General features: G+C 60.4%; 19 protein-coding genes. 4 read left to right on the top strand and 15 right to left on the bottom strand.

Translation table 11 applies throughout. From position 1 onward, the window contains the following. Positions 1 to 148 precede the first annotated feature (148 nt). Positions 149 to 1,243 carry a hypothetical protein gene (locus ACL2XM_RS12055; protein WP_413730591.1) on the top strand — a complete coding sequence of 365 codons (1,095 nt, stop codon included), beginning with the start codon at positions 149 to 151 and terminating at the stop codon, positions 1,241 to 1,243. Positions 1,244 to 1,330: 87 nt separating this feature from the next. Here the strand turns inward: ACL2XM_RS12055 and ACL2XM_RS12050 are convergent, their stop codons facing one another. The 13 genes from ACL2XM_RS12050 to ACL2XM_RS11990 all read right to left on the bottom strand — a co-directional run bounded on the left by ACL2XM_RS12050 (position 1,331) and on the right by ACL2XM_RS11990 (position 15,775). Further along, the gene (locus ACL2XM_RS12050; RefSeq protein WP_413730590.1) at positions 1,331 to 2,914 is read right to left on the bottom strand and encodes a rhodanese-like domain-containing protein; all 1,584 of its coding nucleotides are present in this window, start codon (positions 2,912 to 2,914) and stop codon (positions 1,331 to 1,333) included. Positions 2,915 to 2,960: 46 nt separating this feature from the next. After that, positions 2,961 to 4,163: an acyl-CoA dehydrogenase family protein gene (locus ACL2XM_RS12045; RefSeq protein WP_413722566.1), complete on the bottom strand. Its 1,203-nt coding sequence runs from the start codon at positions 4,161 to 4,163 to the stop codon at positions 2,961 to 2,963. A 1-nt stretch (position 4,164) separates the two neighbouring features. Continuing rightward, positions 4,165 to 5,814 carry an ABC transporter substrate-binding protein gene (locus ACL2XM_RS12040; protein ID WP_413733021.1) on the bottom strand — a complete coding sequence of 550 codons (1,650 nt, stop codon included), beginning with the start codon at positions 5,812 to 5,814 and terminating at the stop codon, positions 4,165 to 4,167. Positions 5,815 to 5,833: 19 nt separating this feature from the next. Beyond that, on the bottom strand, positions 5,834 to 7,102 hold the full coding sequence (locus ACL2XM_RS12035; protein WP_410015512.1) for an acyl-CoA dehydrogenase family protein: 1,269 nt from the start codon (positions 7,100 to 7,102) through the stop codon (positions 5,834 to 5,836). After that, positions 7,099 to 8,106, bottom strand: a complete 1,008-nt coding sequence (locus ACL2XM_RS12030; RefSeq protein WP_410015511.1) for an oligopeptide/dipeptide ABC transporter ATP-binding protein — start codon at positions 8,104 to 8,106, stop codon at positions 7,099 to 7,101. The genes ACL2XM_RS12035 and ACL2XM_RS12030 overlap by 4 nt, the downstream gene beginning before the upstream one ends. Continuing rightward, positions 8,103 to 8,915: an ATP-binding cassette domain-containing protein gene (locus ACL2XM_RS12025; protein ID WP_410015510.1), complete on the bottom strand. Its 813-nt coding sequence runs from the start codon at positions 8,913 to 8,915 to the stop codon at positions 8,103 to 8,105. Before ACL2XM_RS12025 ends, ACL2XM_RS12030 begins: the two co-directional genes overlap by 4 nt. After that, positions 8,915 to 9,763 (bottom strand): ABC transporter permease, encoded by an 849-nt coding sequence (locus ACL2XM_RS12020; protein ID WP_410015509.1) that lies wholly within the window; start codon positions 9,761 to 9,763, stop codon positions 8,915 to 8,917. The genes ACL2XM_RS12025 and ACL2XM_RS12020 overlap by 1 nt, the downstream gene beginning before the upstream one ends. After that, positions 9,760 to 10,746, bottom strand: coding sequence for an ABC transporter permease (locus tag ACL2XM_RS12015; protein ID WP_413728566.1), 987 nt, complete (start codon positions 10,744 to 10,746; stop codon positions 9,760 to 9,762). The genes ACL2XM_RS12020 and ACL2XM_RS12015 overlap by 4 nt, the downstream gene beginning before the upstream one ends. A 15-nt stretch (positions 10,747 to 10,761) precedes the next feature. After that, positions 10,762 to 11,937 carry an LLM class flavin-dependent oxidoreductase gene (locus ACL2XM_RS12010; RefSeq protein ID WP_413733019.1) on the bottom strand — a complete coding sequence of 392 codons (1,176 nt, stop codon included), beginning with the start codon at positions 11,935 to 11,937 and terminating at the stop codon, positions 10,762 to 10,764. A gap of 243 nt (positions 11,938 to 12,180) precedes the next feature. Next, positions 12,181 to 13,065 carry a LysR substrate-binding domain-containing protein gene (locus ACL2XM_RS12005; protein WP_410015506.1) on the bottom strand — a complete coding sequence of 295 codons (885 nt, stop codon included), beginning with the start codon at positions 13,063 to 13,065 and terminating at the stop codon, positions 12,181 to 12,183. An 87-nt stretch (positions 13,066 to 13,152) separates the two neighbouring features. Beyond that, positions 13,153 to 13,581 (bottom strand): SDR family NAD(P)-dependent oxidoreductase, encoded by a 429-nt coding sequence (locus ACL2XM_RS12000; protein WP_413722570.1) that lies wholly within the window; start codon positions 13,579 to 13,581, stop codon positions 13,153 to 13,155. Between the two features lie 147 nt (positions 13,582 to 13,728). Further along, a complete protein-coding gene (locus ACL2XM_RS11995; RefSeq protein WP_413722571.1) occupies positions 13,729 to 14,214 on the bottom strand; it encodes an NAD(P)-binding domain-containing protein in 486 nt (161 codons plus the stop codon). 103 nt (positions 14,215 to 14,317) lie between these two features. Further along, the gene (locus ACL2XM_RS11990; protein WP_413733017.1) at positions 14,318 to 15,775 is read right to left on the bottom strand and encodes an efflux transporter outer membrane subunit; all 1,458 of its coding nucleotides are present in this window, start codon (positions 15,773 to 15,775) and stop codon (positions 14,318 to 14,320) included. An 89-nt stretch (positions 15,776 to 15,864) separates the two neighbouring features. Between ACL2XM_RS11990 and ACL2XM_RS11985 the strand changes: the two genes are divergently transcribed. From ACL2XM_RS11985 to ACL2XM_RS11975, 3 genes are all read left to right on the top strand, one after another. Further along, entirely contained in the window at positions 15,865 to 16,479 is a 615-nt protein-coding gene (locus ACL2XM_RS11985; RefSeq protein WP_410015502.1) for a TetR/AcrR family transcriptional regulator, read from the top strand. A 75-nt stretch (positions 16,480 to 16,554) separates the two neighbouring features. Beyond that, complete coding sequence (locus tag ACL2XM_RS11980) at positions 16,555 to 17,664, top strand: efflux RND transporter periplasmic adaptor subunit (RefSeq protein WP_413730957.1); 1,110 nt, start codon at positions 16,555 to 16,557, stop codon at positions 17,662 to 17,664. Then, complete coding sequence (locus tag ACL2XM_RS11975; protein WP_413733016.1) at positions 17,661 to 20,750, top strand: efflux RND transporter permease subunit; 3,090 nt, start codon at positions 17,661 to 17,663, stop codon at positions 20,748 to 20,750. Before ACL2XM_RS11980 ends, ACL2XM_RS11975 begins: the two co-directional genes overlap by 4 nt. Before the next feature lie 245 nt (positions 20,751 to 20,995). Here ACL2XM_RS11975 and ACL2XM_RS11970 read toward each other — a convergent pair whose 3' ends face one another. Together ACL2XM_RS11970 and ACL2XM_RS11965 are read right to left on the bottom strand one after the other, a co-directional pair. Further along, on the bottom strand, positions 20,996 to 22,201 hold the full coding sequence (locus tag ACL2XM_RS11970) for an aminotransferase class I/II-fold pyridoxal phosphate-dependent enzyme (RefSeq protein ID WP_413722575.1): 1,206 nt from the start codon (positions 22,199 to 22,201) through the stop codon (positions 20,996 to 20,998). 50 nt (positions 22,202 to 22,251) lie between these two features. Then, positions 22,252 to 23,559: an LLM class flavin-dependent oxidoreductase gene (locus tag ACL2XM_RS11965; RefSeq protein ID WP_410015498.1), complete on the bottom strand. Its 1,308-nt coding sequence runs from the start codon at positions 23,557 to 23,559 to the stop codon at positions 22,252 to 22,254. Positions 23,560 to 23,591 lie beyond the last annotated feature (32 nt).

Raw genomic sequence — 23,591 nt, 5'->3', positions numbered from 1 at the left:
TCTAAATGTAAATGGACGCGGCGTTGCGGGTTAGCGATCGATTGGATTTGCTTAGTTTTCGCGAATGTGTATTATTCTCATTCATTCTTTGACCTGTCCGTGCGGCGATAGCCCGCCGGAAACCGTTCATCCATTGATGGAGTACAGAATGAAATCGTTTTTCAGTCCGGGCAAAGCCGCGGTTGCTGCTGCGGTCGTTGCCTCTTTAAGTCTGACTGCTTGTCAGATGCCGGCCAAAAAAGCGGAAAGTCCGGTAGCTGCTGCTGCGGCAACACCGGTTGATCAGACAGTTAAGCAGCGTGTATTAGGTGATGGGTTGTATGAACTGGCGTATTCCGCGGCCGCCAACGCATTGTATGTTGCCAGTGCGCAGAGTTTTAAGGACGTGAACGGCGGCATACTGTATCGCCTCGACCCGGCTACCCTGGCGACCAAAGGCGAGACCCATACCGATCTGAAAAACTTCGGCATGGCCATCGATGGCGAGGGTAGCCTGTTCTATACCACCAATTCACTGGATGGTAGCCTGTCCAAAGTGGATGCGCAGAGCGGCAAAGTGCTGCAACGCCTGATGTTGGGTGGCGGTAAAGATAAAGACGGCGATGCGGTCGGCGCACGTGAGATATTCCTGCACGGCAACGAGTTGTATGTCGGTCGTGTGGCTGATCCGGGCTTCATTACCGTGATCGACACCCACGCTTTCAAAGTAAAAACCACCATCAAAAACGCAGGGAAATGGGTGACCGGCATTATCTATTCGCCGCTGACCGATCGCATTTATGCCGCCAATGGCGCGGGTGAGATTGTGGTTATCAATCCGCGCAGCCACAAAATTGAGCAACGCTGGAGGCCGGATAATGGCCAAGAGTATCTGTTTCTCAATATGGCGGAAGACCCGGCCACCGGCCGCCTGTTCGTCACCGATGACTCGAAAGCCAAAACCACGCTGGTGCTTGATGAGCGCACAGGCAAAGTGATCAAACGTATTGAAGGTGATGCGTTGGGGATTAAATTCAACGCTAAACGCAATGAGATCTACATCAGTCAGCGTGGGTCGAAGAAAGTGTTGCAACTGGATGCCACCAGTTATGCGCTGAAAAAGAGCTGGTCGTTCGACACCCATCCGAACAGCCTGTTGGTATCAGCAGACGGTGAAACGCTGTATGTTTCTTTAAAACAGGCGTTTAACAAAGATAATTCTACCCAAGGGCCGGATAGTGTCGCCCGTATTGCGCTGAATTAAATCCGCCAGAGGAGGCCTGAGGGCCTCCTTGGGGTTGCGCCTCGATCCCTACAGTGGCGCGGTGAATAAATCTAACCCGGCCGGGCATTATTCCCCGGGCAGGGGTTTAAATACCGCCCGTTCCCGGGCGTGTAATCTATCCCATAAGCCCTGTTCCCAGGCCAGGTATTGCCTGGCGGCGTCTTTATTGCCCGCGTGGCGGTCATGGGTGAAAAACAGATAATCAATGCGTTCGGCGTCAGCGGGCGCGTCGGGGGTGACGGCCACCGGCAGGCCGCCGTCCCGCCAGGCCGCAAATCCCCCGGCCAGCAAATACACCCGGGCCTGCAATGGCGCGGGGATATCGGCGGCGGCCCAGGCGGCCAGGGCCGCATCCTCCGCCAGCAGGACGATTTTTGCCGGCCCGGCGGCGGGCAAGCGATCCAGCAGCGGGCGGATCGACCAGCGGCTGCCGGGGATATGGCCATTGCGGTAGTGCTGGCTGGCGCGCAGATCCAGTATTTCCACCGGCTGCCCCCGGTCCAGCTCGCCGGCGAGTTCGCGCGCGCTCACCGTTGGCCAGGCGGGGACCCCGACGGGTTGCGGCCGGGGCAGGGACACCCCGTCGGCCAGCCCTTGCGCCAGTCCGCCTTTCAGCACAAAGGCCTGATGCCCCAATTGGCGCAGCCAGCTCGCGGTGACCGGCGCCCGGACGCCGTCATTATCGAATAACACCACTTTGGCGTTTCGGACCCCCAGGTATTGATCGGTGGCCTGTTGCAACTGTCCGCCCGGCGCATGGCGGGCGCCGGGCAAACTTCCGCTGGCAAATTCCTCGGCGGTGCGCACATCCAGCAAAAAGACGGTATGGTTTTTTTGCCGCCATTGCCGGATATCGCGCGCGCCGATCCACGCCGCGCCGGCCCGGGCCGCCAGGCGTTCCGCGGCCCGGACCCGGGCGTTATCCGCGTGTAGCGCGTCGGGATAACGCCGCTGCTGCCCATGTTCCAGCGGCCGGTCCGCCAGCATCCAGCCTTGGGTGCCGTTTTCCAGCGCCAACACCGGATTGGCGATCCCCAGATCGATCAGGGTCTGTGCTCCAATGATGCTGCGGGTGCGCCCGGCGCAATTAATCACAATGGTGGTGGCCCGATCCGCCACCAGGGCGTCGACCCTGACGCCCAGTTCGCCGTTCGGACAGCAAATGCTGCCCGGAATGCTCATTTGCCGGTATTCTTCAAACGGGCGGCCGTCGAGCACGATCAACGGGTCGCCGGCGGCCTGCCGGCGCGCCAATTCGTCGGCGCTCAGGTGGGGGGTGGCGCGCCGTGTTTCCACCCATTCGCCAAAGGTTTTGGACGGCAGGTTAACCCCCTGGAACAATGTGTAGCCCGCCGCGGCCCAGGCCTGGGCGCCGCCGGCCAGCACATGCACCGCGCTGTAGCCCAGTTGCCGCAAACGGCGGGCGGCCCGCTGCGCCACGCCTTCGCCCGCATCGTACACCACCACTCTTACCGACGGGTTGGGCGCCAGCTTCGCCGCCTCGGGTTCCAGCCGGCTGTAAGGCAATGATGCGGCGAAAAACAGATGCCCTTCGCCGAATTGTCCATGTTCGCGCACATCAAACAGCGCCAGTTCGCCGCTGTCGTCCAGCCATTGTTCAAGGGTGCTGGCAGTTATAGTGTTAATCATAGGGTCTCTGAATTGTCTGGAAACGGGTTATCCCACCATAACGGCATCAATAGCCATAACCGATGGGGGGCGCCCGGTGGTTCAGCCGATAATCGCCGATCGCCCGGTATTTATAGGCCACGGGATCGTGGGTGGTATGGGTGCGGGCATTGCGCCAGTGCCGGTCGAAATCATGCTTACGCAGCGTGGTGGACGCGCCGCCCACGTCGAATAAGGTCTGGCCGGCGAACAGGGCGGCCTCAGTGGCGATAACTTTCGCCTCGGCGGTGGCGATGGAGGCTTCCACGGCCAGCCGCTCTATCTCTTGCGCGCCGGCGCCGGCGAAACGCGCCCGGGCGGCCAGCTCGATTTGCGCCGCCGCCGCCAGCACCAATGCATGCGCTCCGTGGGTTTGAGCGGCGATTTGCCCGACATAATGCAGCAGATAAGGATCGTCCCGGCCGCGGCTGACGCCGCTTTCCTTCACCGGCCGCACGCCGCCGCGCGCCCAGGCGGCCGCATCATCCAGCGCCGCCATGGCGATGCCCACTTCGATGGCGCAATGGAGGATTTGCGAAGCGGCGCCGGTGTGATGCCGTTCGGTTTGCCAACGCTGCGCCCGCATGACTTCCGCTTCATCCACCAGCACGTCATTTAGTTCGGTGCGGCCGCTCAGGGTGCCGCGCTGGCCCATGCCCTGCCAGTCATCGTGGCGGATAATGCCGGGGCGATCCGCCGGCACCACTGCCAGCACCGTCTCGCCCTGTTCATCCACCGCCAGCACTTTCAGCAGGTCGCCCATCAGCGCGCCGGTGCTGTAATGTTTCAGGCCATTGAGGCGATACGCATCACCGTGCCGGCTTAGCAGCGTGCGCACCTCGCCGCGGAACGCGCCGCCCAATTCCGCCGATGCGCCGCCCACCAGTTTCCCCTGCGCTACCTGGTCAAGATAAGCAGTGATTTGCGCCGGCGTACCCATCAACAGCGTGCGCTCGACAAACACAAAATGCGGCAGCAGGGATTGCGCCACCGACGGGTCGCCTTTGGCCAGCGCAATCATCAGCGCCACCACATCGCCGATCTCGCCGTTGGCCCCGCCATAGCGGCGGGGAACGCGCATCGCGCCAAGGCGCAGCCGGCGGATATGCTCGAACGCGGGCATATTGGCCTTGGCCAGGCGGTCATGCTCCGCCGCCTGGCAGGCCAGCTCCTGGCCCAGTTCGCGGGCCCGGGCCATTAATAATGGGGGTGTCAGGGACGTCGTCGGCATGTTATTTCTCCAGCCAGGCGTCGGCCAGGCTTGAATAGAACAGCATGGGCCCTTTGCGCAGGCCCTGGAGTTTTTTGGAATAAAACCCGAAGAATTTCAGCTCCAGCAAATTGATCGACGCGGCATCGGTTTGCACCAATTCCTGCATCTGATCGATATACTGTTTGCGTTTGGCCACATCCCCTTCCTCCTGGATGCCTTCAATGATGCGATCCATTTCCGGATTGGAGTAACCGGAGCTGTTGCTCGACGGGGTGCCGGGTTTGATATTCTTGGTCCAGAAACGGCGGGTGACCCCGATTTGCGGGTCTGGATAGGCGGAATACCATTGGGAAAACGTATCGAAATCATATTCCCCGAAGACCCGGCGGATCATGGCCGCCAGCTCCAGATTGACCAACTCCATTTCGACGCCGATATGTTTGAGCTGCTGCTGCATATATTCCGCGGCGCGCAGGTAGACCTGCCCGTAAGAGACTTCGGTAATATGGTTAATCCGCAGCCGCACCCCGTCGGCGCCGCGTTTCAGCCCGGCCGCATCCAGCAATTGCTCGGCTTTTTTCGGATCGAATTCATACTGCGGCAAGCCGGGCTTGAAGAATTGTTTCTGGAAGCTCGGCACGCAACTTTCCGCGACGTTGGCCAGGCCATACCAGACAATCTCCGCCAGCCCCTGCCTGTTGATGGCGTGGGCGAAGGCCTGCCGGACGCGGATATCCTGGAAGGTTTTGCGCCTGAAATTAAAATCGAAAAAGAAAATCGGCGCGGGGACTTCCCAGCCGCGGGTATCCAATTGCAGCGCCGGGTTTTGGCTCAGGCGCGCCACGTCGCTTTCGGCCACTGGATTATTGGGCGCGTATTGGATCTCATTGCTCTCCAAGGCTACGCCCCTGGCGCCGGCGTCCGGCAACATTTTAAAGATAATGCGATCCAGATAGGGTTTGCCGGTATCCCAGTAATCCGGGTTGCGCTCCAAAACGATATGACTGCCGCGCACCCATTCCTTGAATTTGAAGGCGCCGGTACCGATGGGCTTGGCGTTCCAGGGGTTGGTCAGCGGATTGGTGCCTTCATATAAATGTTTGGGCACAATCTGGGTTTCTGTGCCGAACAGCACCGACCAGAGCACCGGCGCGGGGCCGCTGAGCCGGAAAATTACCGTATAATCGTCGGGCGTTTCCACGGCGGTGACTTTGGCGAAGTTGGAGGCGCCGCGGGGATGGGTTTTCTTCACCACGTTCAGAATGGAATAGTGCACATCGGCGGACGTAAAGGGATGGCCGTCGTGCCATTTGACGCCCTGGCGCAGCTTGAAGGTGATGGTTTTGCCATCGGCCGATTGTTCCCAGGATTCGGCCAACTGCGGCTGGGGCCGGTAGTTATTGTCATAGCTTACCAGCCCGTCGAAAATGCTGGACGAGACCACGACCGCCGGGCTGGAAATATTAATGCCCGCCACCAGGCCGGCGGGCTCGGGGTTTACGTTGGCAAACAGCGTTCCCCCTTTGATGATGCCCTCCCCGGAGGCGGCGGCGGACACCTGGGCCGCCAGCGCCGACGGCAGGAATCCCGAGGCCGCCATGGTGCCTGCGCCAATCGCCATCAGCTCCAAAACCTGACGGCGGCTAAACTTGCGTGGATCGGTTGTCATAGGTTTTCATCCCGGATGATTAATAAGAAAAAGTCAGCGGCGGCAAGGTGCCGTTAACGTAGAAATCTCCCAGCGCGCGGTATTTGTAGGCAATGGGATCGTGCGTGGTATGGGTGCGGGCGTTACGCCAATGGCGATCGAAATTGTGCGTGCGCAAGGTCGTGGAGGCGCCACCGATGTCAAACAGCATTTGCGCCACTTCCAGCGACACGGTGGTCGACCATATCTTGGCCTCGGCCACCGCCAGCGAGGCTTGGCCGGCGGCCGCTTCGCAGGCGGCCAAAGAGGATTCGCCCGCGGCGCCGAAGCGGAGCGCGGCGGCGGTTTCCAGCAGATCGGCGGCGCTGAGCACTATCGCTTCGGCGGCGCGGGCGCGGGCCGACATGCGTCCCAGCGCATGCAGGATATACGGGTCGTCGGCGGCCTGCTGCACGCCGCTCTCTTTCACCGGCCTGACCCCCCGGCGCGCCCAGGCAACCGCATCGTCCAGCGCCGCCAGCGCGATGCCGGCGTCGATGGCGCAATGAATGATCTGGGCGCTGGCCCCGCCGTGATGGCGCTGGGTTTTCCAGGCCTCCATCGGTAGGATTTCCCCGGCGAAGACCGCCACATCCCGCAGCTCGGTCGTGCCGCTGGCGGTGCAGCGCTGCCCCATGCCGTCCCAGTCGTCCAAACGCACGATGCCCGGGCGATCCGCCGGCACCAGCGCCGAGATCATGGCGCCGTCCCCGTCAATACAGCGGATTTTCAGCAGGTCGGCATACCATGCGCCGGTACAATACTGCTTGGTGCCGTTGAGCCGGTACTGCTCGCCGTCCCGGGTCAGGCGCGTGGCCAATTCGCCGCGGTACTGCCCGCCGCGTTCCGCTGTCGCCGCGCCGAACAGTAAGCCCGCCGCGGCCCGCGGCAGATATGCCTGCCGCTGCGCTTCGCTGCCCATCAGTCGTATGCGTTCCACCGCCACGAAATGGGAAAGAAAGGCCTGGGCGATATTGGCGTCGCCGGCGGCCAGACGGAGAAACAGGCGCGCCACGTCATGCCAGGTGCCGCCGGCGCCGCCGTAGGCGACGGGGACGCGCAATGCCCCCAGGCGCAGCCGGCGGATTTGCGCGAAAACCGCCACCGGCAGTTCGCGGTTGGCGTCGCGTCCGGCTGATGTTTCGGCCAGTTGCGCGGCCAGGCGATCCGCTGCGGCCAGCAGGGCGTCGACGGTGGGCGGACCATCCTGGCCGGCGGGGGTCGCAGGCGATCCCGGCACGCTGTCCGGGGCATGATGAAGGGGGTTCACGATAGGCTACTCCTGATAATGATATGGGCGGGCTCCGGAGGGATAATCGCCGGATTGTGCAAATGGCAGGCCACCGACTGCGTCTTATCAAGGGGAAGCAGTTGCGGGGCGAGCGCACGGCAAACCGGCTGCACCAGCGGGCAACGTTGCTGGAAACGGCAGCCCGGCGGCAGGGCGTACGGGCTGGGCGGCTCCCGATCTTCCGGCGGGATGGCCTGCAGCCGTCGCGTATCCGGGCTGGCGCCGGGGATGGAATTGAGCAGCAGGCGGGTGTACGGATGCGCCGCCCGGGTCCACAGACGATCTTTGGGCAGGATCTCGACGATTTGGCCAAGATACATCACCGCGATCCGCCCGGCGATATGCGCCACCACCGACAGGTCATGGCTGATAAATAAAAACGACACGCCGGTGCGCTGTTGCAGAGAACCGAGCAGCGCGACGATTTGCGCCTGCAGGCTGACATCCAGTGCCGAAACCGGCTCATCGCAGACAATCAGCTCCGGCGCGGGGGCCAGCGCGCGGGCGATATTTAACCGCTGGCGCTGGCCCCCGGATAACTGATGGGGAAATCGCTGTAATAATGCGGTCTCCAGCCCCACTTGATCGAATAATTCGCGAATGCGGGCCTGCCGGCCGGCGCGGTCGAGCCTGGTGTGCAGCCGCAGGGGCAAATCGACGGCTTTATACGCGCGCTGGCGCGGATCGAGCGCCGACAGCGGATCTTGGAACACCATCTGGATCGCCTGGCGCCAGGGACGTAATTTGCGCCGCGACAGCGGGGCCAGATTAACCTCGTGGAACAGGATTTTCCCGCTGTCGGCCTTCTGCAGGCCCACCAGGGTTTTGCCCAGCGACGTTTTACCGCAGCCGGATTCGCCGATCAGCGCCAGCGTTTCGCCGTAGCCGATATGAAAACTGGCGGCATCGACGGCGATCAGGGTGCCGCTGGCGGTATGATGGCGCACATTGAGATCCCGGACATCGAGCAAAACAGGATTCATGGCCGGCCTCCCACCGGCGGCCGGGCCGCCAGCAATTGCCGGGTATAGGGGTGACGTGGCGCGCGGTACAGCGCGGACGCGCTCTGGAGCTCCAGGCATTCGCCGTAGCGCAGCACCGCCACCCGGTCGGCCATTTCCGCCACCACCCCCAGGTCATGGGTAATGAGCAAAATAGCCATCCCCAGTTCCCGTTGCAGCGTCAGCAGCAAACTGACGATTTGCGCCTGGATGGTGACGTCCAGCGCCGTGGTGGGTTCGTCGGCGATAAGCAACGAGGGATTGCCGGCCAGCGCCATGGCGATCACCACGCGCTGGCGCATGCCGCCGGAAAGGCGGTGCGGATAATCGTCCAGCCGGCTTTCTGCCTGGGGAATACGCACTTTTTGCAGCAGTGCCAGCGCCTGCTGGCGGGCGGCGCGCCGGTTGACGCGCTGGTGTATCCGCACCGCTTCGGAAATTTGATCGCCCACGCTCATCAGCGGGTTAAGGGCGGAAAGCGCATCCTGAAAAATCATGCCGATCCGTCCGCCGCGGATCTGCTGCAACCGGCGTTCGTCCGCCCGCAGCAAATCGGTGCCTTCAAAACCCAGGCGCCGGGCTTCGACGGCCGCCGCCGCGGGCAACAGGCCAAGCAGGGCATAGCCGGTGGTGGTTTTGCCGCTGCCGGATTCGCCGACCAGCGCCAGCGTTTCGCCCGCGGCCAGTTCAAAGCTCAGATCCTTGACCGCGGGGGCGGCGGGTTCGCTGCCAGGGGCGCGATAAGTCACCCGCAGGCCTTCCACCTGCAGCAGGGGTGTGGTTAACGTCATTATGGCAATCTCCCGCGCTGCGGATTAATCCAGTCATTAATGGCGCCGCCCAGCAGGCTCAGCGATGCCACGGTAAAGAAAATCGCCACGCCGGGGATGGCGCTCATATACCAGGCGCTTCGCAGGACATCCCGCCCCTGGCCGATCATGCTGCCCCAGGACACGACGTTCGGATCGCCAAGTCCCAGGAACGATAACGCGGCTTCGGTTAGGATTGCGTGGCCCACCAGCATCGCCAGCATGGCCACCACCGGCATCAGGGCGTTGGGCAGGATATGGACAATCAAGATGCGATAATCGCTCATCCCCATCACGTGGGCGGCTTGAATAAAGTCGCTGTTGCGCAGGCGACGGGCTTCCCCCCGGGCCAGGCGCGCCACGTTCGGCCAGGACGTGGCGGCGATGCCCAGCGTCAGGGTATTGACGGTCGGGCCCAGGATAATCACCAGCACCAGAGTAAAAATCAGCGACGGCATAATTTGAAACAGTTCAGTGAGCCGCATAAGCTGATTGTCAACCCAGCCGCCGAAATAGCCGGCGACCGCGCCGATCAACAACCCGACCAGCGCGGTGAGCAAGCCGGTGGTTAAACCGATCCGCAGCGATAGCCGTGCGCCGTAGGCGATGCCGGCCCAGATATCCCGCCCCAGGGTATCGGTGCCCAAAACATGGGCGATATCCTGACCGGGGAACAGATAAGGGCGCGCCACCATGGCCTGCGGATCGTCCCCGGCCAGCAGTGGGGCGAACACCGCGATAGCGACCACCAGCAACAGGCTCAATCCCCCCAGCCAGGCGCGGGGCCGTTTGCGTAATGCGCCGGGCAGGGCGCTCAACAATTCAGTCATCGGCTACCCGCCAATCCGGTGCGGGGGTCCAGCGCGGCGTGCACCACCTCGGTGAGCACATTCACCATCACCACAAACAGGGAGGTGACGAACAAAATGCCCAGCAGCAAATTGACATCCCGAGTCGTGACGGCGGACAGCGCCAGCTGACCAAGGCCAGGCCAGGCAAACACGGTTTCAATGGTCACCGAGCCGCTGAGCATGGCGCCGAATTGCAGGCCGGTCAGAGTGACGATGGGCAGCAGGGCATTGGGCACGATATGCCGCCAAATCAAGCGCCGGCGGCTACAGCCTTTCGCCTTGGCTGTGCGGATGAAATCCTGCAGCGCCACGGTAAGTACGGATTCCTGCATCAGCCGGATATACAGCGCCAGATAGCTGAAGGTCAGGCAGCCGGCAGGCATCGCCAAATGTTTTACGGTATCGGTAACGCGGGCGAAGCCGCGGTGATCGGCCCCCATTTCGCTCATGCCGCTGGACGGCAGCCAGCCCAGGTGCACGGTGAACAGTACGACAATCATCAGGCCCAGCCAGAATACCGGCATGGAAAACCCTAGGGTCTCCAACAGCGCGATCAGTCGTTCAACATACGGGCGTTTGGTGACCGCCGATATCACCCCCAGTATCATGCCCAGGATCACCGCCAGCACCAGCGATACTCCCATTAGCAGCAGCGTGGCGGGCAGCCGTTCCAGGATCAACTGGCTGACCGACGCGCTATAGCGGAACGACCAGCCTAAATCAAACTGCGCGATGTGTTTTAAATACGAAACGAACTGCACGGCCAGGGGCTGATCGCTGCCGAACTGCGCGCGCAACTGGGCCATAAACTCGGGCGTCGCCGCGCCGGCCTCGCCGGCGATAACATCCGCCAGATCGCCCGGTACGCTTTTTAGCAGGAAAAAATTGAGCACCACCACCATCAGGGCGATGGGAACGGCCTGCAGTATCCGCCGAGCTATGAAATATAATACTGTCATCATGGTTACCCAGCCGGTTCAGCGCCGTAAACCCGCGTCTTTAAGCAGGGGGAGTACCGCCTCGCCGAAATACGCCAGGTCAGGTTCGAAATCATAAAACGTCAGCTGCGCGCCATCGCACCCGGCGGCTTTCAGGCGCTGGAGATAACGGGCGATTTGCGCGGGGTCGCCCACCAGTTGGATATTGCCGCCGACGGCTTTTTGATCGCGCTGGTGGCCGAGGAAGGCCTGGCTGTCGCGCTTTTTCAATGAGGCGAAAAAGTTGTCCACCGCCACGTGGTCCTGTGCGGCGACAATGGCGTCGTGGTACTCCCAGGCTTCCCGCTCCGTCGGCCGGCAAATCACCATAGGGTTGATTAACGTGCGCAGGGTGCGGTTGCGGGCGGCGGCGGCGGCCCGGATTTTGGCGGTATGGGCGGGCAGCGCGGCCAGGGAGGCTTCGATCTCCGCTCCCGCCGGGCTGGTGATAAACACCAGATCGGAATGGCGCGTCGCATATTCTATGCCCGCCGCCGAGCCGGTGGCGTTAACCAGCAGCGGCCGTCCGTATTTGGGCTGCGGTGAAATATACGCCTGTTCGGTGGACCAGAATTCCCCGGTAAGGGTGATATTGTCCTCGCTGCTCCAGTAAGCTTTGAGGAAGTCGATAAATTCTTCCGCCATGCGGTAGCGGGTATCATGTTCAATCTGCGGACTGCCGAACATTCTGGCATAGCTGTCCTGGTTGCCGGTCACCATATTCAGTCCCCAGCGGCCGCCGGTAATACTGTCAAGGGTGGCGCCAAAGCGCGCCAGATGCAGGGGATGCCATGGCCCATAAAGGATATGCAGGGTGGATATCAGCAGGATGCGGCTGGTTACCGCCCCCAGGGCCGCGGTGGTGATAAACGGGTCCAGGCTGTTGGCCCGGTAGCCGATCTCGCCGCCATAGCCGCCTTTTTGATTCCACTCCGCCAGGCCGAACACCAGATCCAGCCCTAGCGCTTCGGCTTTCAGGGTCAGGGCTTTGTTGTATTCAAAGTGCCAGTCGGTGGTGCGGGGCAGCGTCGACGGGCTCCAGCCGCCGCTTTGGATGGGTAGAAATAACCCCAGCAGGAAAGGCTGTTTAAGCACTTCATAAAGCGGACTGCCCGGGATCTCCGCGGGTGTCCTGGCGCGGGTTGCACGTTCTGCGCCGGATAAGTGTCTGTTCATACCGCTCCACACGGCCAACATGGGCCTTTTTTAAGGTGAAGCAATACTAGAGGCGGCCGGGAAAAGCGGAAAATGCGAATAACGGATATATTTATGCGTTTTTACCGCTTAAAGGGCCAGCAATGCAGAGAGGACTTAATAACATTCTGTTTTTAATAGATAAAAATAAAATCGTTTTGAGCGATCATGACGGATATACATCCGGAATGCTAATAGATAAATTTATTTCCCTTAACCATTCCTTTAACGATTGGCATGCAGCCGTTTTTGCCCCGACAGGCTGTTGGCCAGCACGTCGAATGCTTGCCGCACCAGGGTATTACCGCTGCCCGGCCGGCACCACAGATAAAACTGCGTGTCCGGCAAGCGCGGCAAACCATCCCCTTCGCCGAGTACGCGCATATCGCCGTCCAGCATCTCGATGCTGCGCGCGGTGATGCCCAGCCGCGCTTTGATTGCCGCCTTGATGCCCAGCAAATTGGAGGTGGTGTAAGCCTGGTGCCAGCGCACCTGGGCCGCATCCAGCGCCTCCACCGCCACCCGGCGAAAAATGCTGGGATAATCCGCCAGCACCAGCGGCAGCGGCTCCTGCGGCACATGCACATACTGGGCGGCGCACACCCAGACGGTGGGGGAGGTGCGCAGCAAAATCCCGTCCAGCGCCGGGTCCAGCCGGGTGGAAATGGTCATGTCGATTTCGCCCCGGTGCAGCGCTTCCATTAAAAACGGACTGCGCCCGACGTCCAGTTGCAAACTCAGCTTCGGCGCCCAGCGGGCGATATGGCTTAACAGCGGGGGCAGCAGCGTTTCCGATACATCGTGCGGGGAGCCGATGCGCAGCACGCCGGAAAAACGGCTGTCTTTCAGCGATCGGAAGGCGTCATCGTTGAGGATCAACAGATCCCGGGCGTAGCTTAATAATTGCCGGCCCTGCTGGGTGAGCTGCTTATTGCGCCCTTCTTTTTGAAACAAGGTGGTGCCCACCAGCGTTTCCAGCCGCTGCATTTGCTGGGTGACGGCCCCCTGGGTACGGCCGACCTGGGTACCCGCCCGGGAAAAGGTTTGTAAATCGGCCACCGCGACAAAGGTTCGTAACAATTCAATATCCAGATTTTCAGTATTCGTCATGTTCAGGATCGGCCATTGTTTTTCGCGGGTTGCAATCCGCCCGGGGAGATTGTCGTCGGGTAAGGTAAAAGATGTCAAAGAACATAATTAACTAACTAATGTTGCACTACTGACTCTGTTTTCGTGTTCTGCTATCTGATTACAAGGCCGCAGGGCAGTCACACTCACGATATCCAGATTAATCATGTCCAGCGTCTCATTGAGTGGTTGATCCCGAAAGCTGCCCTGTAAACCTTGGCCAGCATTATTAATAAGAGTATCAACCACAATATTTCGTTGCTTTAATCGACTGTGCAGATCGCTGATAGCAAACATATCGGATAGATCTACCTGTTCAACGATCACTTCAGTTTTGTCACTTTCGCGTAATTCCTGTGCCATAGATTCAAGCTTAGTCAGTCGCCGTGCCACCAGAATGAGCGATTTTTCCTGAGCGGTAAACTGACGCGCACACTCTTCACCAAATCCGCCAGAGGCTCCGGTAATAAGTACCCATCCCTTATTGATGGTTGTCATATTAATCACTCAAGTTGTGTCGTGTAAGGTGTGCCGGAAGCTGTTGCGTTCACCGCGTACGGTTACGTCATTGGCCGGTGTTATTTTCTTTGATAAAGGCTGTACTTTGTCATTGCCGTGAAACCCTACCTATCCCTCACTGGTCATCTACGGCTGAATACCGGCCAAAAAATCAAATTCCGCATCGGTAGTCATTACGCAGGCCTGGCCCAGCAGGGAACAAAAACGCTGTGTTTTTTCACTGGCGTTTGTCAGGAGCACTATCGGTTTATCGATGTCTAAGCCATAAGCCAGCTTTATCCTGACGCAGTCAGAGTGCCGGAACAAAATGCGCAGGGTCTGACAGGAAACATCCGGTACCAGAGAAATTAATGTCTGTGTACTGCGCATTTTCAGCTGCTTTGCCATATCCGCTAAGGCGTGGGGGGCAACGCTGAGAATGATGATTTCAACTTCATCAGTTACCGCCTGATGATCGTCCAATGTCCAGCATGGGAATGCCCTTGCCAGCCTTTGAGCCCGCTCACCGTTTCCGGGCGAGAGAAATACCTGCAGGTCGGGCACGGCCAGAAATAATGCTGTTATTATTTTTTCGGATAACGCATCTACACCAAGAATCCCTATCCTGCTCATGACGCCCCCGGCTATCAGTATCTTTCCGCTGTGTTATCAGCGGTAAAAGTGGGCCACCTCTGCGGCGGTAAATGCACTCGGGTCCCTGAAAATAGGCTGCATCTCATGGCGTCTCCGTTCGGGTTGCTGGCGGCTGCCAGCCTCCTCCGAGCGCCCTGAACGCGGCGACAGCGGCGCGGGCAGACTCAGTCTGAGCCTGCGCACGGGTGTCGGAAGCCTGCAGCAGAGTTTCATCATCATGGAGAACATCAATCAGACTCGCCGTCCCTTGCTGGTAGGCGATAAAAGACGACTGGCGAGCGCTTGCCAGGGCGTTTTCACCGCTCATCAGCAAGGCGGTCTGCGTTTCATGGTTGACCAGAGCGGAGAAGGCATTTTCAACATCTTCAGTGGCGCGTAACACCGAAAGACGGTAGGCGGCGAGCGCCTCCGCTTCCTGGCCTTTCGCCTGGTCTATCTGGGCGTTGATACGGCCAAAGTCGAAGAGCCGCCAGCGTAGTCCCAGTATTCCTGCCGACTGGCTGGCGCCGCTGGAGAACAGATTGTCGCCGGAAACCGCCGTCGCGCTGCCGAGTAATGCGCTGAGAGAAAACGTCGGGTAATACTCGCTGACGGCGGCGCCTATACGTGCATTGGAGGCCGCCAGATGGCGCTCCGCCACGATAATATCGGGTCTGCGGCGCAGCAGGTCGGCAGGTGTGCCCGTTGCGGTGATCTGCGGGGCCTGCGGGATGGCCTCCTGCGTAGCCAACTGGGTGCGATGGGTGCCGGGCGGGGTGCCAAGCATAACGTCTAATGCATTCATCGCGGCATCGATGCCTGTCCGCAGAACCGGCACGGTGGCCTGAACCTGTGCCAGCGCCCCTTCGGTCTGGCGCACCTGATACTCGGGAGCCAGTCCTTTATAGTGGAGCAGTCGCACTTTCTCCAGCAGCGCCTGTTGCGTACTGATCTGCTTATTCGCGATGGCCAGCCGGGCCTGTAACCCGCGCAGGGTGATATAGATATCGGCAGTCTGGGCCGCAACGGCAAGGCGGACCGCGGTAACGCCTGCCTCGGAGGCCTGATAATCAGCCAGTGCGGCCTGGCGACCGCGTCGCAGTCCCCCGAAAACGTCAATCTCCCAGCTGGCATTCAAATCGGTTTCATAGCTGTTGCCGTAGCGATTATAATCCGGCGTTGAGCTGAGGACCTGGCCCAGCGGCGTTTCGACCGACTGATACGCCTGCGCGGCCTGTCCGCTGATGTTACCGGAAGGCAGGAGGGCAGCGGTTGCCGCGCCAAGCCCGGCGCGGGCCTGTGCCATTCTGGCCGTTGCCTGAGCGAGATCGAGATTCTGGGCGAGCGCGTCAGACACGAACGTACTTAACAGGGGGTCGTTAAAACCTTCCCACCAGACAGCAAAACTGGCGGGGCGGGATACCTCTCTCTGCGTCACGGCGGGCTGAGAAAGATATTGCTTTGAAAGCGGTGCATCGGGACGATGATAATCCGGCCCGACGGCACAACCTGCCAGTAAGCCGGTACTTACCGCCAGGGCAAGAGTACGCAGGAGGAACATTGGTAAGCCTTGAGTCAATTTTGTATTGTGACTACATTACCAAATGGTCACGTGTTGTCAATCGGGGGCTATTGAGCTAAGCTGGAAAAATGACAAAACACACAACGGTACATCCCCCACGGGGACCTTCGGACCACAGCGTTCGGGATCAGGTCGTGGAAGCCGCCACGGAGCACTTCGGGCATTTCGGCTATGAGAAAACCACCGTGTCAGACCTGGCTAAAGCAATTGGTTTTTCAAAGGCTTATATTTATAAGTTTTTTGATTCCAAGCAGGCAATCGGCGAGGTGATCTGCTCTAACCGGCTGGACATGATCATGGCGATTGTCAATTCAGCGATCGCCGGGGCGCCGACGGCATCCGAAAAGTTAAGGCGCCTGTTCAGGGCGCTCACTGAAGCTGGCAGCGATTTATTTTTTCACGATCGCAAGCTTTATGACATCGCGGCTGTGGCAGCGCAGGATAAATGGCCTTCCGCTCAAATACATGAAGAACGTTTGCGGCAACTCATTCAACAGATCATTCAGGAAGGGCGGCTTACGGGCGAATTTGAGCGGAAAACGCCGCTCGATGAGGCTACCCATGCCATATATCTGGTCATGCGACCTTATATCAGTCCGGTACAACTGCAATACAACCTGGAGACGGCCCCGGCGGCCGCTGCACTTTTGTCCTCACTCATACTGAGAAGCCTATCGCCCTAGATTGTGACTATTGACATTATTAGTCACTAGTCTGAGAATGAGGTTACTGTCCAGTTGACTTCATTAAGGGAACCCATGCTCAGGCTTAAACCCGCCACCTTAGCTGTTTGCCTGCTGCCGCTTGCCCTGGCGGCATGCGGCGACACTACCGGCACCGACGATCCACGTACTCAGCCTCCTCTGGTCAGGGCTGCGACCGTGGTGAGCGCTGTCGACGTCTCCCGCGCATTCACCGGCGTTGTTGTCGCCCGTATTCAAAGCGATCTCGGCTTCAGGGTACAGGGTAAAATTCTCGAACGTCTGGTGGATGCCGGTCAGGCCGTTAAACGCGGTCAGCCGCTGATGCGTCTGGATCCCGTGGACCTGGGCCTGCAGGCGCAGGCGCAGCAACAGGCTGCCGCGGCGGCGCGCGCGCGCGCCAGACAAACTGCTGATGACGCAGCCCGTTACCGTGGTCTGGTCGCTGCCGGTGCCGTTTCCGCATCGGCCTACGATCAGATAAAGGCCGCGGCAGATACGGCTAAAGCTGAACTCAGCGCTGCCCAGGCTCAGGCTAATGTGGCGCAAAACGCGACGGGTTATGCCGTGCTGCTGGCCGACGCCGATGGAGTGGTCATGGATACGCTGGCTGAACCGGGTCAGGTGGTCAGCGCCGGGCAGCCTGTCATCCGGCTGGCCAGGGCGGGCCAGCGCGAGGCCGACGTACAGTTACCTGAGACGCTAAGACCTGCGCCGGGCAGCGAGGCTCAGGCAACGCTCTACGGCACCGGTAATCAGCAGGTTGCGGCAAAACTTCGCCTTCTTTCCGATGCGGCTGACCCGGTGACGCGCACCTTTGAGGCGAGATATGTGCTGGAGGGCGCGCTGGCTAATGCCCCGCTGGGGTCTACCGTGACGCTTCACATTGCCGAAGACAAAACAACGCTGCCGGTCATGCAGGTGCCCTTAGCGGCACTCTATGATCCTGGTAAAGGGCCGGGCGTCTGGGGCATTTCCGGTCAGCCCGCAAGGGTGTCCTGGCGAACGGTTCAGGTGCTCGGCCTTGGGGATGACGCCGCAAGGGTGACCGGGAGTCTTAAGCCGGGTGAACAGGTGGTCGCCCTGGGGGCGCACTTGCTGCATGACGGTGAAACCGTACGCACGGCTCAGCAAGGCGATGACAGCGTTGCGGGGAGTAAGCCATGAGTAGCGGGCGCTTTAATCTCTCGGCGCTGGCCGTTCGCGAGCGATCCATTACCTTATTCCTGATTATCCTGATTACGATCGCCGGTATTGTGTCGTTCTTTGCACTGGGGCGGGCGGAAGATCCCCCGTTTACCGTAAAACAGATGACGATTATTTCCGCCTGGCCGGGCGCGACAGCGCAGGAAATGCAGGATCAGGTGGCCGAACCGCTTGAAAAACGTATGCAGGAGCTCAAGTGGTATGACCGTAGTGAGACTTACACGCGTCCGGGTCTGGCGTTTACCATGCTGTCGCTGCAGGACAGCACGCCGCCTTCACAGGTTCAGGAAGAATTTTATCAGGCGCGTAAGAAGCTCGGCGATGAAACAAAGAACCTGCCGGCAGGCGTGATCGGGCCGATGGTCAATGATGAATTTTCCGACGTGACCTTCGCACTCTTTGCGCTGAAGGCGAAAGGGGAGCCGCAGCGGCTGCTGGTCCGCGATGCGGAATCGTTGCGCCAGCGTCTTCTGCATGTGCCGGGGGTTAAGAAGGTCAATATTATTGGCGAGCAGGCCGAGCGCATCTTTGTCTCCTTCTCGCATGACCGTCTGGCTACGCTGGGCATTTCTCCTCAGGATATTTTCGCCGCCCTTAACAGCCAGAACGTACTGACGCCAGCCGGTTCCATTGACACCAGCGGACCGCAGGTCTTTATCCGTCTGGATGGCGCCTTTGACAAACTGGAGAAAATCCGCAAAACGCCCATCGTCGTTCAGGGCAGGACGCTGCAGCTTTCGGACGTGGCAACCGTTGAACGGGGTTACGAAGATCCGGCGACCTTCATGGTCAGAAACCAGGGCGAGCCGGCCCTACTGCTGGGTATCGTTATGCGTGAGGGGTGGAACGGTCTGGATCTGGGTAAGGCGCTGGATGCGGAAACGGCTAAAATCAATGAAGGCATGCCACTGGGCATGACGCTGACGAAGGTGACCGATCAGTCAGTCAACATCAGCTCCGCCGTTGACGAGTTCATGATCAAATTCTTTGTCGCGCTGCTCGTGGTGATGGTGGTCTGTTTCGTCAGCATGGGCTGGCGGGTGGGGGTGGTGGTCGCCGCTGCGGTGCCGCTGACGCTGGCTGTGGTTTTTGTGGTGATGGAGGCTTCCGGCAAAAACTTTGACCGTATTACGCTGGGTTCCCTGATCCTGGCGCTGGGATTACTGGTGGATGATGCCATCATCGCCATTGAAATGATGGTGGTGAAAATGGAGGAGGGCTACGACCGCATCAAAGCTTCGGCCTATGCCTGGAGCCATACGGCCGCCCCCATGCTTGCCGGCACGCTGGTCACGGCCGTCGGGTTTATGCCTAATGGGTTTGCGCAGTCCACCGCCGGTGAATACACCAGCAATATGTTCTGGATAGTGGGTATCGCCCTGATTGCTTCCTGGGTGGTGGCGGTGGTGTTTACGCCTTATCTGGGCGTGAAAATGCTGCCAGAGATCAAAACGGTCGAGGGCGGACACGCGGCCATCTACGACACGCGTCATTACAACCGCTTTCGCCGCGTGCTGACTCGCGTCATCGCGCGAAAATGGCTCGTGGCTGGTACCGTTATCGCCGTCTTTACTGTCGCTATCCTCGGTATGGGGCTGGTAAAAAAACAATTCTTTCCCACCTCTGATCGACCGGAGGTGCTGGTAGAAGTGCAGATGCCTTATGGCACCTCTATTGAGCAGACCAGTGCCGCAACGGCGAAAATCGAAAGCTGGCTGAAACAACAGAAAGAGGCAAAAATCGTTACGTCCTACATAGGGCAGGGTTCGCCGCGTTTTTATCTGGCCATGGCGCCAGAGCTGCCCGATCCGTCGTTTGCGAAAATTGTCGTGCTGACGGACAGTCAGGAGGCGCGTGAGACGCTCAAGTTTCGACTCCGTGACGCGGCCGCCGGCGGGTTGGCTCCTGCGGCGCGCGTGCGCGTGACTCAGTTGGTGTTCGGTCCGTATTCACCTTATCCGGTAGCTTACCGTGTCATGGGGCCTGATCCCGCCACACTGCGCGAAATCGCAGACCAGGTGGAAAGGGTGATGCAGGCCAGCCCGATGATGAGGACCGTCAACACCGACTGGGGGCCGCGGGTGCCGACGCTGCATTTTACGCTCAATCAGGACCGTCTCCAGGCGGTAGGGCTGACATCAAATGCCGTTGCTCAGCAGCTGCAGTTCCTGCTCTCCGGCGTACCCATCACGTCGGTGCGTGAAGATATCCGTTCGGTGCAGGTTATGGGACGTGCGGCAGGAGATATAAGGCTCGATCCGGCAAAAATAGCCGGTTTTACCCTGGTGGGGTCATCAGGTCAGCGTATCCCGTTGTCTCAGATTGGTCATGTGGACGTGCAAATGGAAGATCCCGTTCTGCGTCGTCGTGATCGTACCCCGACCATTACCGTACGGGGGGATATTGCTGAAAACCTGCAGCCGCCGGATGTCTCCACGGTAATCATGAAGGCATTGCAGCCTGTCATCGCTACGCTTCCGGCAGGATACCGGATAGAGCAGGCCGGCCCGATAGAAGAATCAGGCAAAGCCACCAAAGCGATGGCGCCGTTGTTCCCTATCATGATGGCCATGACGCTGTTGATTATTATCCTGCAGGTGCGGTCAATGTCGGCAATGGTGATGGTATTTCTCACCGCGCCCCTGGGGCTGATTGGGGTGGTGCCAACGCTGTTGCTGTTCAACCAGCCTTTTGGCATCAATGCGCTGGTGGGGTTGATCGCGCTGTCGGGCATCCTGATGCGTAACACCCTGATCCTGATAGGGCAGATCCATCACAACGAGCAGGAAGGGTTGGCGCCATTCCATGCGGTAGTCGAGGCGACGGTGCAGCGAGCCCGACCGGTATTGCTGACGGCGATGGCGGCCATTCTGGCGTTTATACCCCTGACGCACTCGGTGTTCTGGGGAACGCTGGCGTATACCCTGATTGGCGGGACGCTTGGCGGCACCATTATCACGCTGGTCTTCCTGCCCGCAATGTATACCATCTGGTTCAGAATACGTCCCGATCAACAGGCGTCCGCTGAAAACAAATCTACGACGTAATACCGACTGCATGGGGCCGCTGGCATGATGGGAAATAGATGAAATGATGGGGATCCAAGCGGTTTATTCTCCTCAAAGAACGCAAGAAAACCAGCGGCTTGAGGTGCCGCCGCAGGCGGACAGGCCGGCTCGTGCGGCCCCAGGCAGCGCTCTTCGCGCGGCAGGTGGGCCGGACGGGGCGACGGGCCGGAGAGTGGCGTTAAGGCCGCCCTGTAACGACGCGATGGAGGCCTGGGTAGCAGGGCTTAGCTTTTAAGCGCGGCGCAGGCGGCGGCTATACGGCGCCCCGCCTCGGCAACGGTGGCATCATCGGTGGCGATGGAAAGGCGGAAATAAGGTGACAAGCCATAAGCGCTGCCGCCAATGCCTGATACGCCGCGCTCCAGCAGGTAATCAAGCACATCCGCCTCGTTTTCCAGCCGGCGGCCGTCCGGTCGCCGTTGTTCCAACAACCCCGCGCAACGGCAAAATACAAAAAAACTGCCTTGGGGCGGCAGCAGTTCCAGTCCATCCACGGCGCTAAGATATTCCACCAGCGTATCCCGGCGCCGCTGATAGCTGGCCACCTGCGGCGGCAGGAAATCCAGGCCGCCTTCAAACGCCGCCAGGGCCGCCGCCTGGCTCACCGAGCTGGCGCCCGAGGAGATCTGCGACTGGGTGACCACCATGGCCTGCGTCAACGTGGCCGGACCGGCGCCGTAGCCGATGCGCCAGCCGGTCATGGCATAGGTTTTCGACACGCCGCCCACCAGCAGCGCGCGGTCGCGCAAATCCGGCGCGACGTTCAGCAGCCCGATATGCCGGCGGCCGTCGAACAGGATATGTTCGTACAGTTCATCCAGCATCACCAGTACCTGGGGATGGCGGCGCAGCACCGCCGCCAGCGCCTCCAGCTCCTGGTGGGTATAGACCGCGCCGCTGGGATTGCCCGGGGTATTCAGCACCAGCCAGCGGGTACGCGGCCCGATGGCCTGTTCCAGCTGCGCCGGCAGCAGCTTGTAGCCCTGCTCCAAAGGGCAGGGCAGGAAACGCGGCTCGCCACCGTTAAAACGCACGCTGTCGGGGAAGGTGGGCCAGTATGGGGTAGGTACCAGCACGTCATCCCCATCATCCAGGGTGGCGGCGAATGCGTTGAAAATGATTTGCTTGGCGCCGTTGGCGATAACCACTTCCGCCAGGGGATAGATCAGCCGGTTTTCCCGCGCCAGCTTGCGCACAACGGCTTCCCGCAGTGCGCGCACCCCGGGGGTGGCGGTGTATTTGGTTTCACCTTTGGCGATGGCCCGGTAAGCCGCCTGCTTGATGGCGTCGGGAGTATCGAAATCCGGTTCGCCGGTTGTCAGGTCAAGGATATCCACCCCGGCGCTTTTCAATTCATTGGTACGTTGCTTGGCGGCGGCGTTGGCGGAGAGGGTCACCCGCTGGACACGGCGCGAAAGTTGGATACTCATTGTGGTTCCTCTGAAAAACGTTCTTTACGGGCGGGGCTCTTGGGCCGCGCTCAGGTCGCCGCCGGTAGCCCCAGGTTCTCGCGCAGAGTGGCGAAAGGGTAGGCGGTACGGAACAATCCGCGGCGCTGAAGTTCCGGGATCACCAGTTCAATAAACAGATCCAGCTGTTCCGGCATGATCGCGGGCATCACGTTAAAGCCGTCCGCCGCGTCCGCCTCCAGCCACTGCTGGAAGTCGTCGGCGATATCCCCGGCGCAGCCCACCACCACCCGGTGTCCACGGGAACCGGCGGCCACCGCCGCCAGCTCGCGCAGGGTCAAGCCATCGCGCGCCGCCAAATCGGTCAACAGCTTGATGCGACTTTGATTTCCCTCGCCGTCCGGCACCGGCGGTACCGGCCCGTCCAGCGGGTAGGCGCGCAGATCCAGACCAAAGCGGGCGGAGAGCTGGTCAAGCCCGTTGTCGATATCCACCAGCGCGTTAAGCTGACGCCAGGTTTCCCGGGCCTCCTCACGGCTGCGGCCGACGATCGGCATCACCCCCGGCAAGATCAGCACTGCTTTGGGATCGCGTCCGGCGGCCGCCACCGCCTGTTTCTGGCTGCGATAAAACGCCCGTCCTTCCTCCAGGGAGGCGCTGGCGGTGAACACCACCTCGGCGGTCTGCGCCGCCAGCGTCTGGCCATCGGCCGAGGACCCGGCTTCAATAATCACCGGCCGCCCCTGGGGGGAGCGGGAAATGTTCAGCGGTCCCTGCACTGAAAAATGTTCGCCGTGATGGTTGATCGGCTGGATCTTGTCGTCGTCGAAATAGCGGCCGCTGGCCCGATCGGCCACCACCGCCCCATCCCGCCAGCCGTTCCACAGCTTAAAGGCTACCTCGAGGAATTCACGCGCACGGGCGTAGCGCGTCGCGTGGTCGGGCATATCTTCCCGGCTGAAGTTGCGCGCCACATCAGTGGAATACGAGGTCACCACGTTCCAGGCGATCCGGCCCCGGCTGATATGATCCAGTGATGAAAATGCGCGGGCCAGCGTAAAGGGATCGCTGAAAGTGGTGGAGGCGGTAGCCGCCAGACCGATATGACGGGTGGAGACCGCCAGGGCGGCCAGCAGCGTCAGCGGCTCCAGCCGCGCCATGGTGGACGGCAGGCGGTGTACGCTGGTGGCCAGCGCGTCACCGACAAAAAACAGGTCAAATTTGGCGTCTTCGGCCTTACGCGCGATGCGCGTCAACCAGGCGATATCCGTGGGCGAACCAAGGTCGCCGGTGGCGCGCCAGCCGCCGACATGATGGCCAAGCGGCTGGACAAACAGTCCCAGCCTCAGTTGACGCGGCGGGGAAAGTTGAGATGACATACACACTCCTGTAAGGTCAGGTTCGGCCGGCG

Origin of the sequence: Sodalis sp. RH20, from assembly GCF_047324205.1 — a bacterium.
Taxonomy (GTDB): domain Bacteria; phylum Pseudomonadota; class Gammaproteobacteria; order Enterobacterales; family Enterobacteriaceae; genus Acerihabitans.
This window is presented reverse-complemented; position numbering and strand designations above follow the sequence as displayed.

Bases quoted from the DNA above. Each gene is read 5' to 3' on its own strand.
- ACL2XM_RS11970 (WP_413722575.1), bottom strand. From the start codon at position 22,201: ATGAGTATCCAACTTTCGCGCCGTGTCCAGCGGGTGACCCTCTCCGCC.
- ACL2XM_RS12045 (WP_413722566.1), bottom strand. From the start codon at position 4,163: ATGCCGACGACGTCCCTGACACCCCCATTATTAATGGCCCGGGCCCGC.
- ACL2XM_RS12020 (WP_410015509.1), bottom strand. From the start codon at position 9,763: ATGACTGAATTGTTGAGCGCCCTGCCCGGCGCATTACGCAAACGGCCC.
- ACL2XM_RS12040 (WP_413733021.1), bottom strand. From the start codon at position 5,814: ATGACAACCGATCCACGCAAGTTTAGCCGCCGTCAGGTTTTGGAGCTG.
- ACL2XM_RS11995 (WP_413722571.1), bottom strand. From the start codon at position 14,214: ATGAGCAGGATAGGGATTCTTGGTGTAGATGCGTTATCCGAAAAAATA.
- ACL2XM_RS12015 (WP_413728566.1), bottom strand. From the start codon at position 10,746: ATGATGACAGTATTATATTTCATAGCTCGGCGGATACTGCAGGCCGTT.
- ACL2XM_RS12055 (WP_413730591.1), top strand. From the start codon at position 149: ATGAAATCGTTTTTCAGTCCGGGCAAAGCCGCGGTTGCTGCTGCGGTC.
- ACL2XM_RS12030 (WP_410015511.1), bottom strand. From the start codon at position 8,106: ATGAATCCTGTTTTGCTCGATGTCCGGGATCTCAATGTGCGCCATCAT.
- ACL2XM_RS11975 (WP_413733016.1), top strand. From the start codon at position 17,661: ATGAGTAGCGGGCGCTTTAATCTCTCGGCGCTGGCCGTTCGCGAGCGA.
- ACL2XM_RS11985 (WP_410015502.1), top strand. From the start codon at position 15,865: ATGACAAAACACACAACGGTACATCCCCCACGGGGACCTTCGGACCAC.
- ACL2XM_RS12000 (WP_413722570.1), bottom strand. From the start codon at position 13,581: ATGACAACCATCAATAAGGGATGGGTACTTATTACCGGAGCCTCTGGC.
- ACL2XM_RS11980 (WP_413730957.1), top strand. From the start codon at position 16,555: ATGCTCAGGCTTAAACCCGCCACCTTAGCTGTTTGCCTGCTGCCGCTT.
- ACL2XM_RS12025 (WP_410015510.1), bottom strand. From the start codon at position 8,915: ATGACGTTAACCACACCCCTGCTGCAGGTGGAAGGCCTGCGGGTGACT.
- ACL2XM_RS11990 (WP_413733017.1), bottom strand. From the start codon at position 15,775: ATGTTCCTCCTGCGTACTCTTGCCCTGGCGGTAAGTACCGGCTTACTG.
- ACL2XM_RS11965 (WP_410015498.1), bottom strand. From the start codon at position 23,559: ATGTCATCTCAACTTTCCCCGCCGCGTCAACTGAGGCTGGGACTGTTT.
- ACL2XM_RS12050 (WP_413730590.1), bottom strand. From the start codon at position 2,914: ATGATTAACACTATAACTGCCAGCACCCTTGAACAATGGCTGGACGAC.
- ACL2XM_RS12005 (WP_410015506.1), bottom strand. From the start codon at position 13,065: ATGACGAATACTGAAAATCTGGATATTGAATTGTTACGAACCTTTGTC.
- ACL2XM_RS12010 (WP_413733019.1), bottom strand. From the start codon at position 11,937: ATGAACAGACACTTATCCGGCGCAGAACGTGCAACCCGCGCCAGGACA.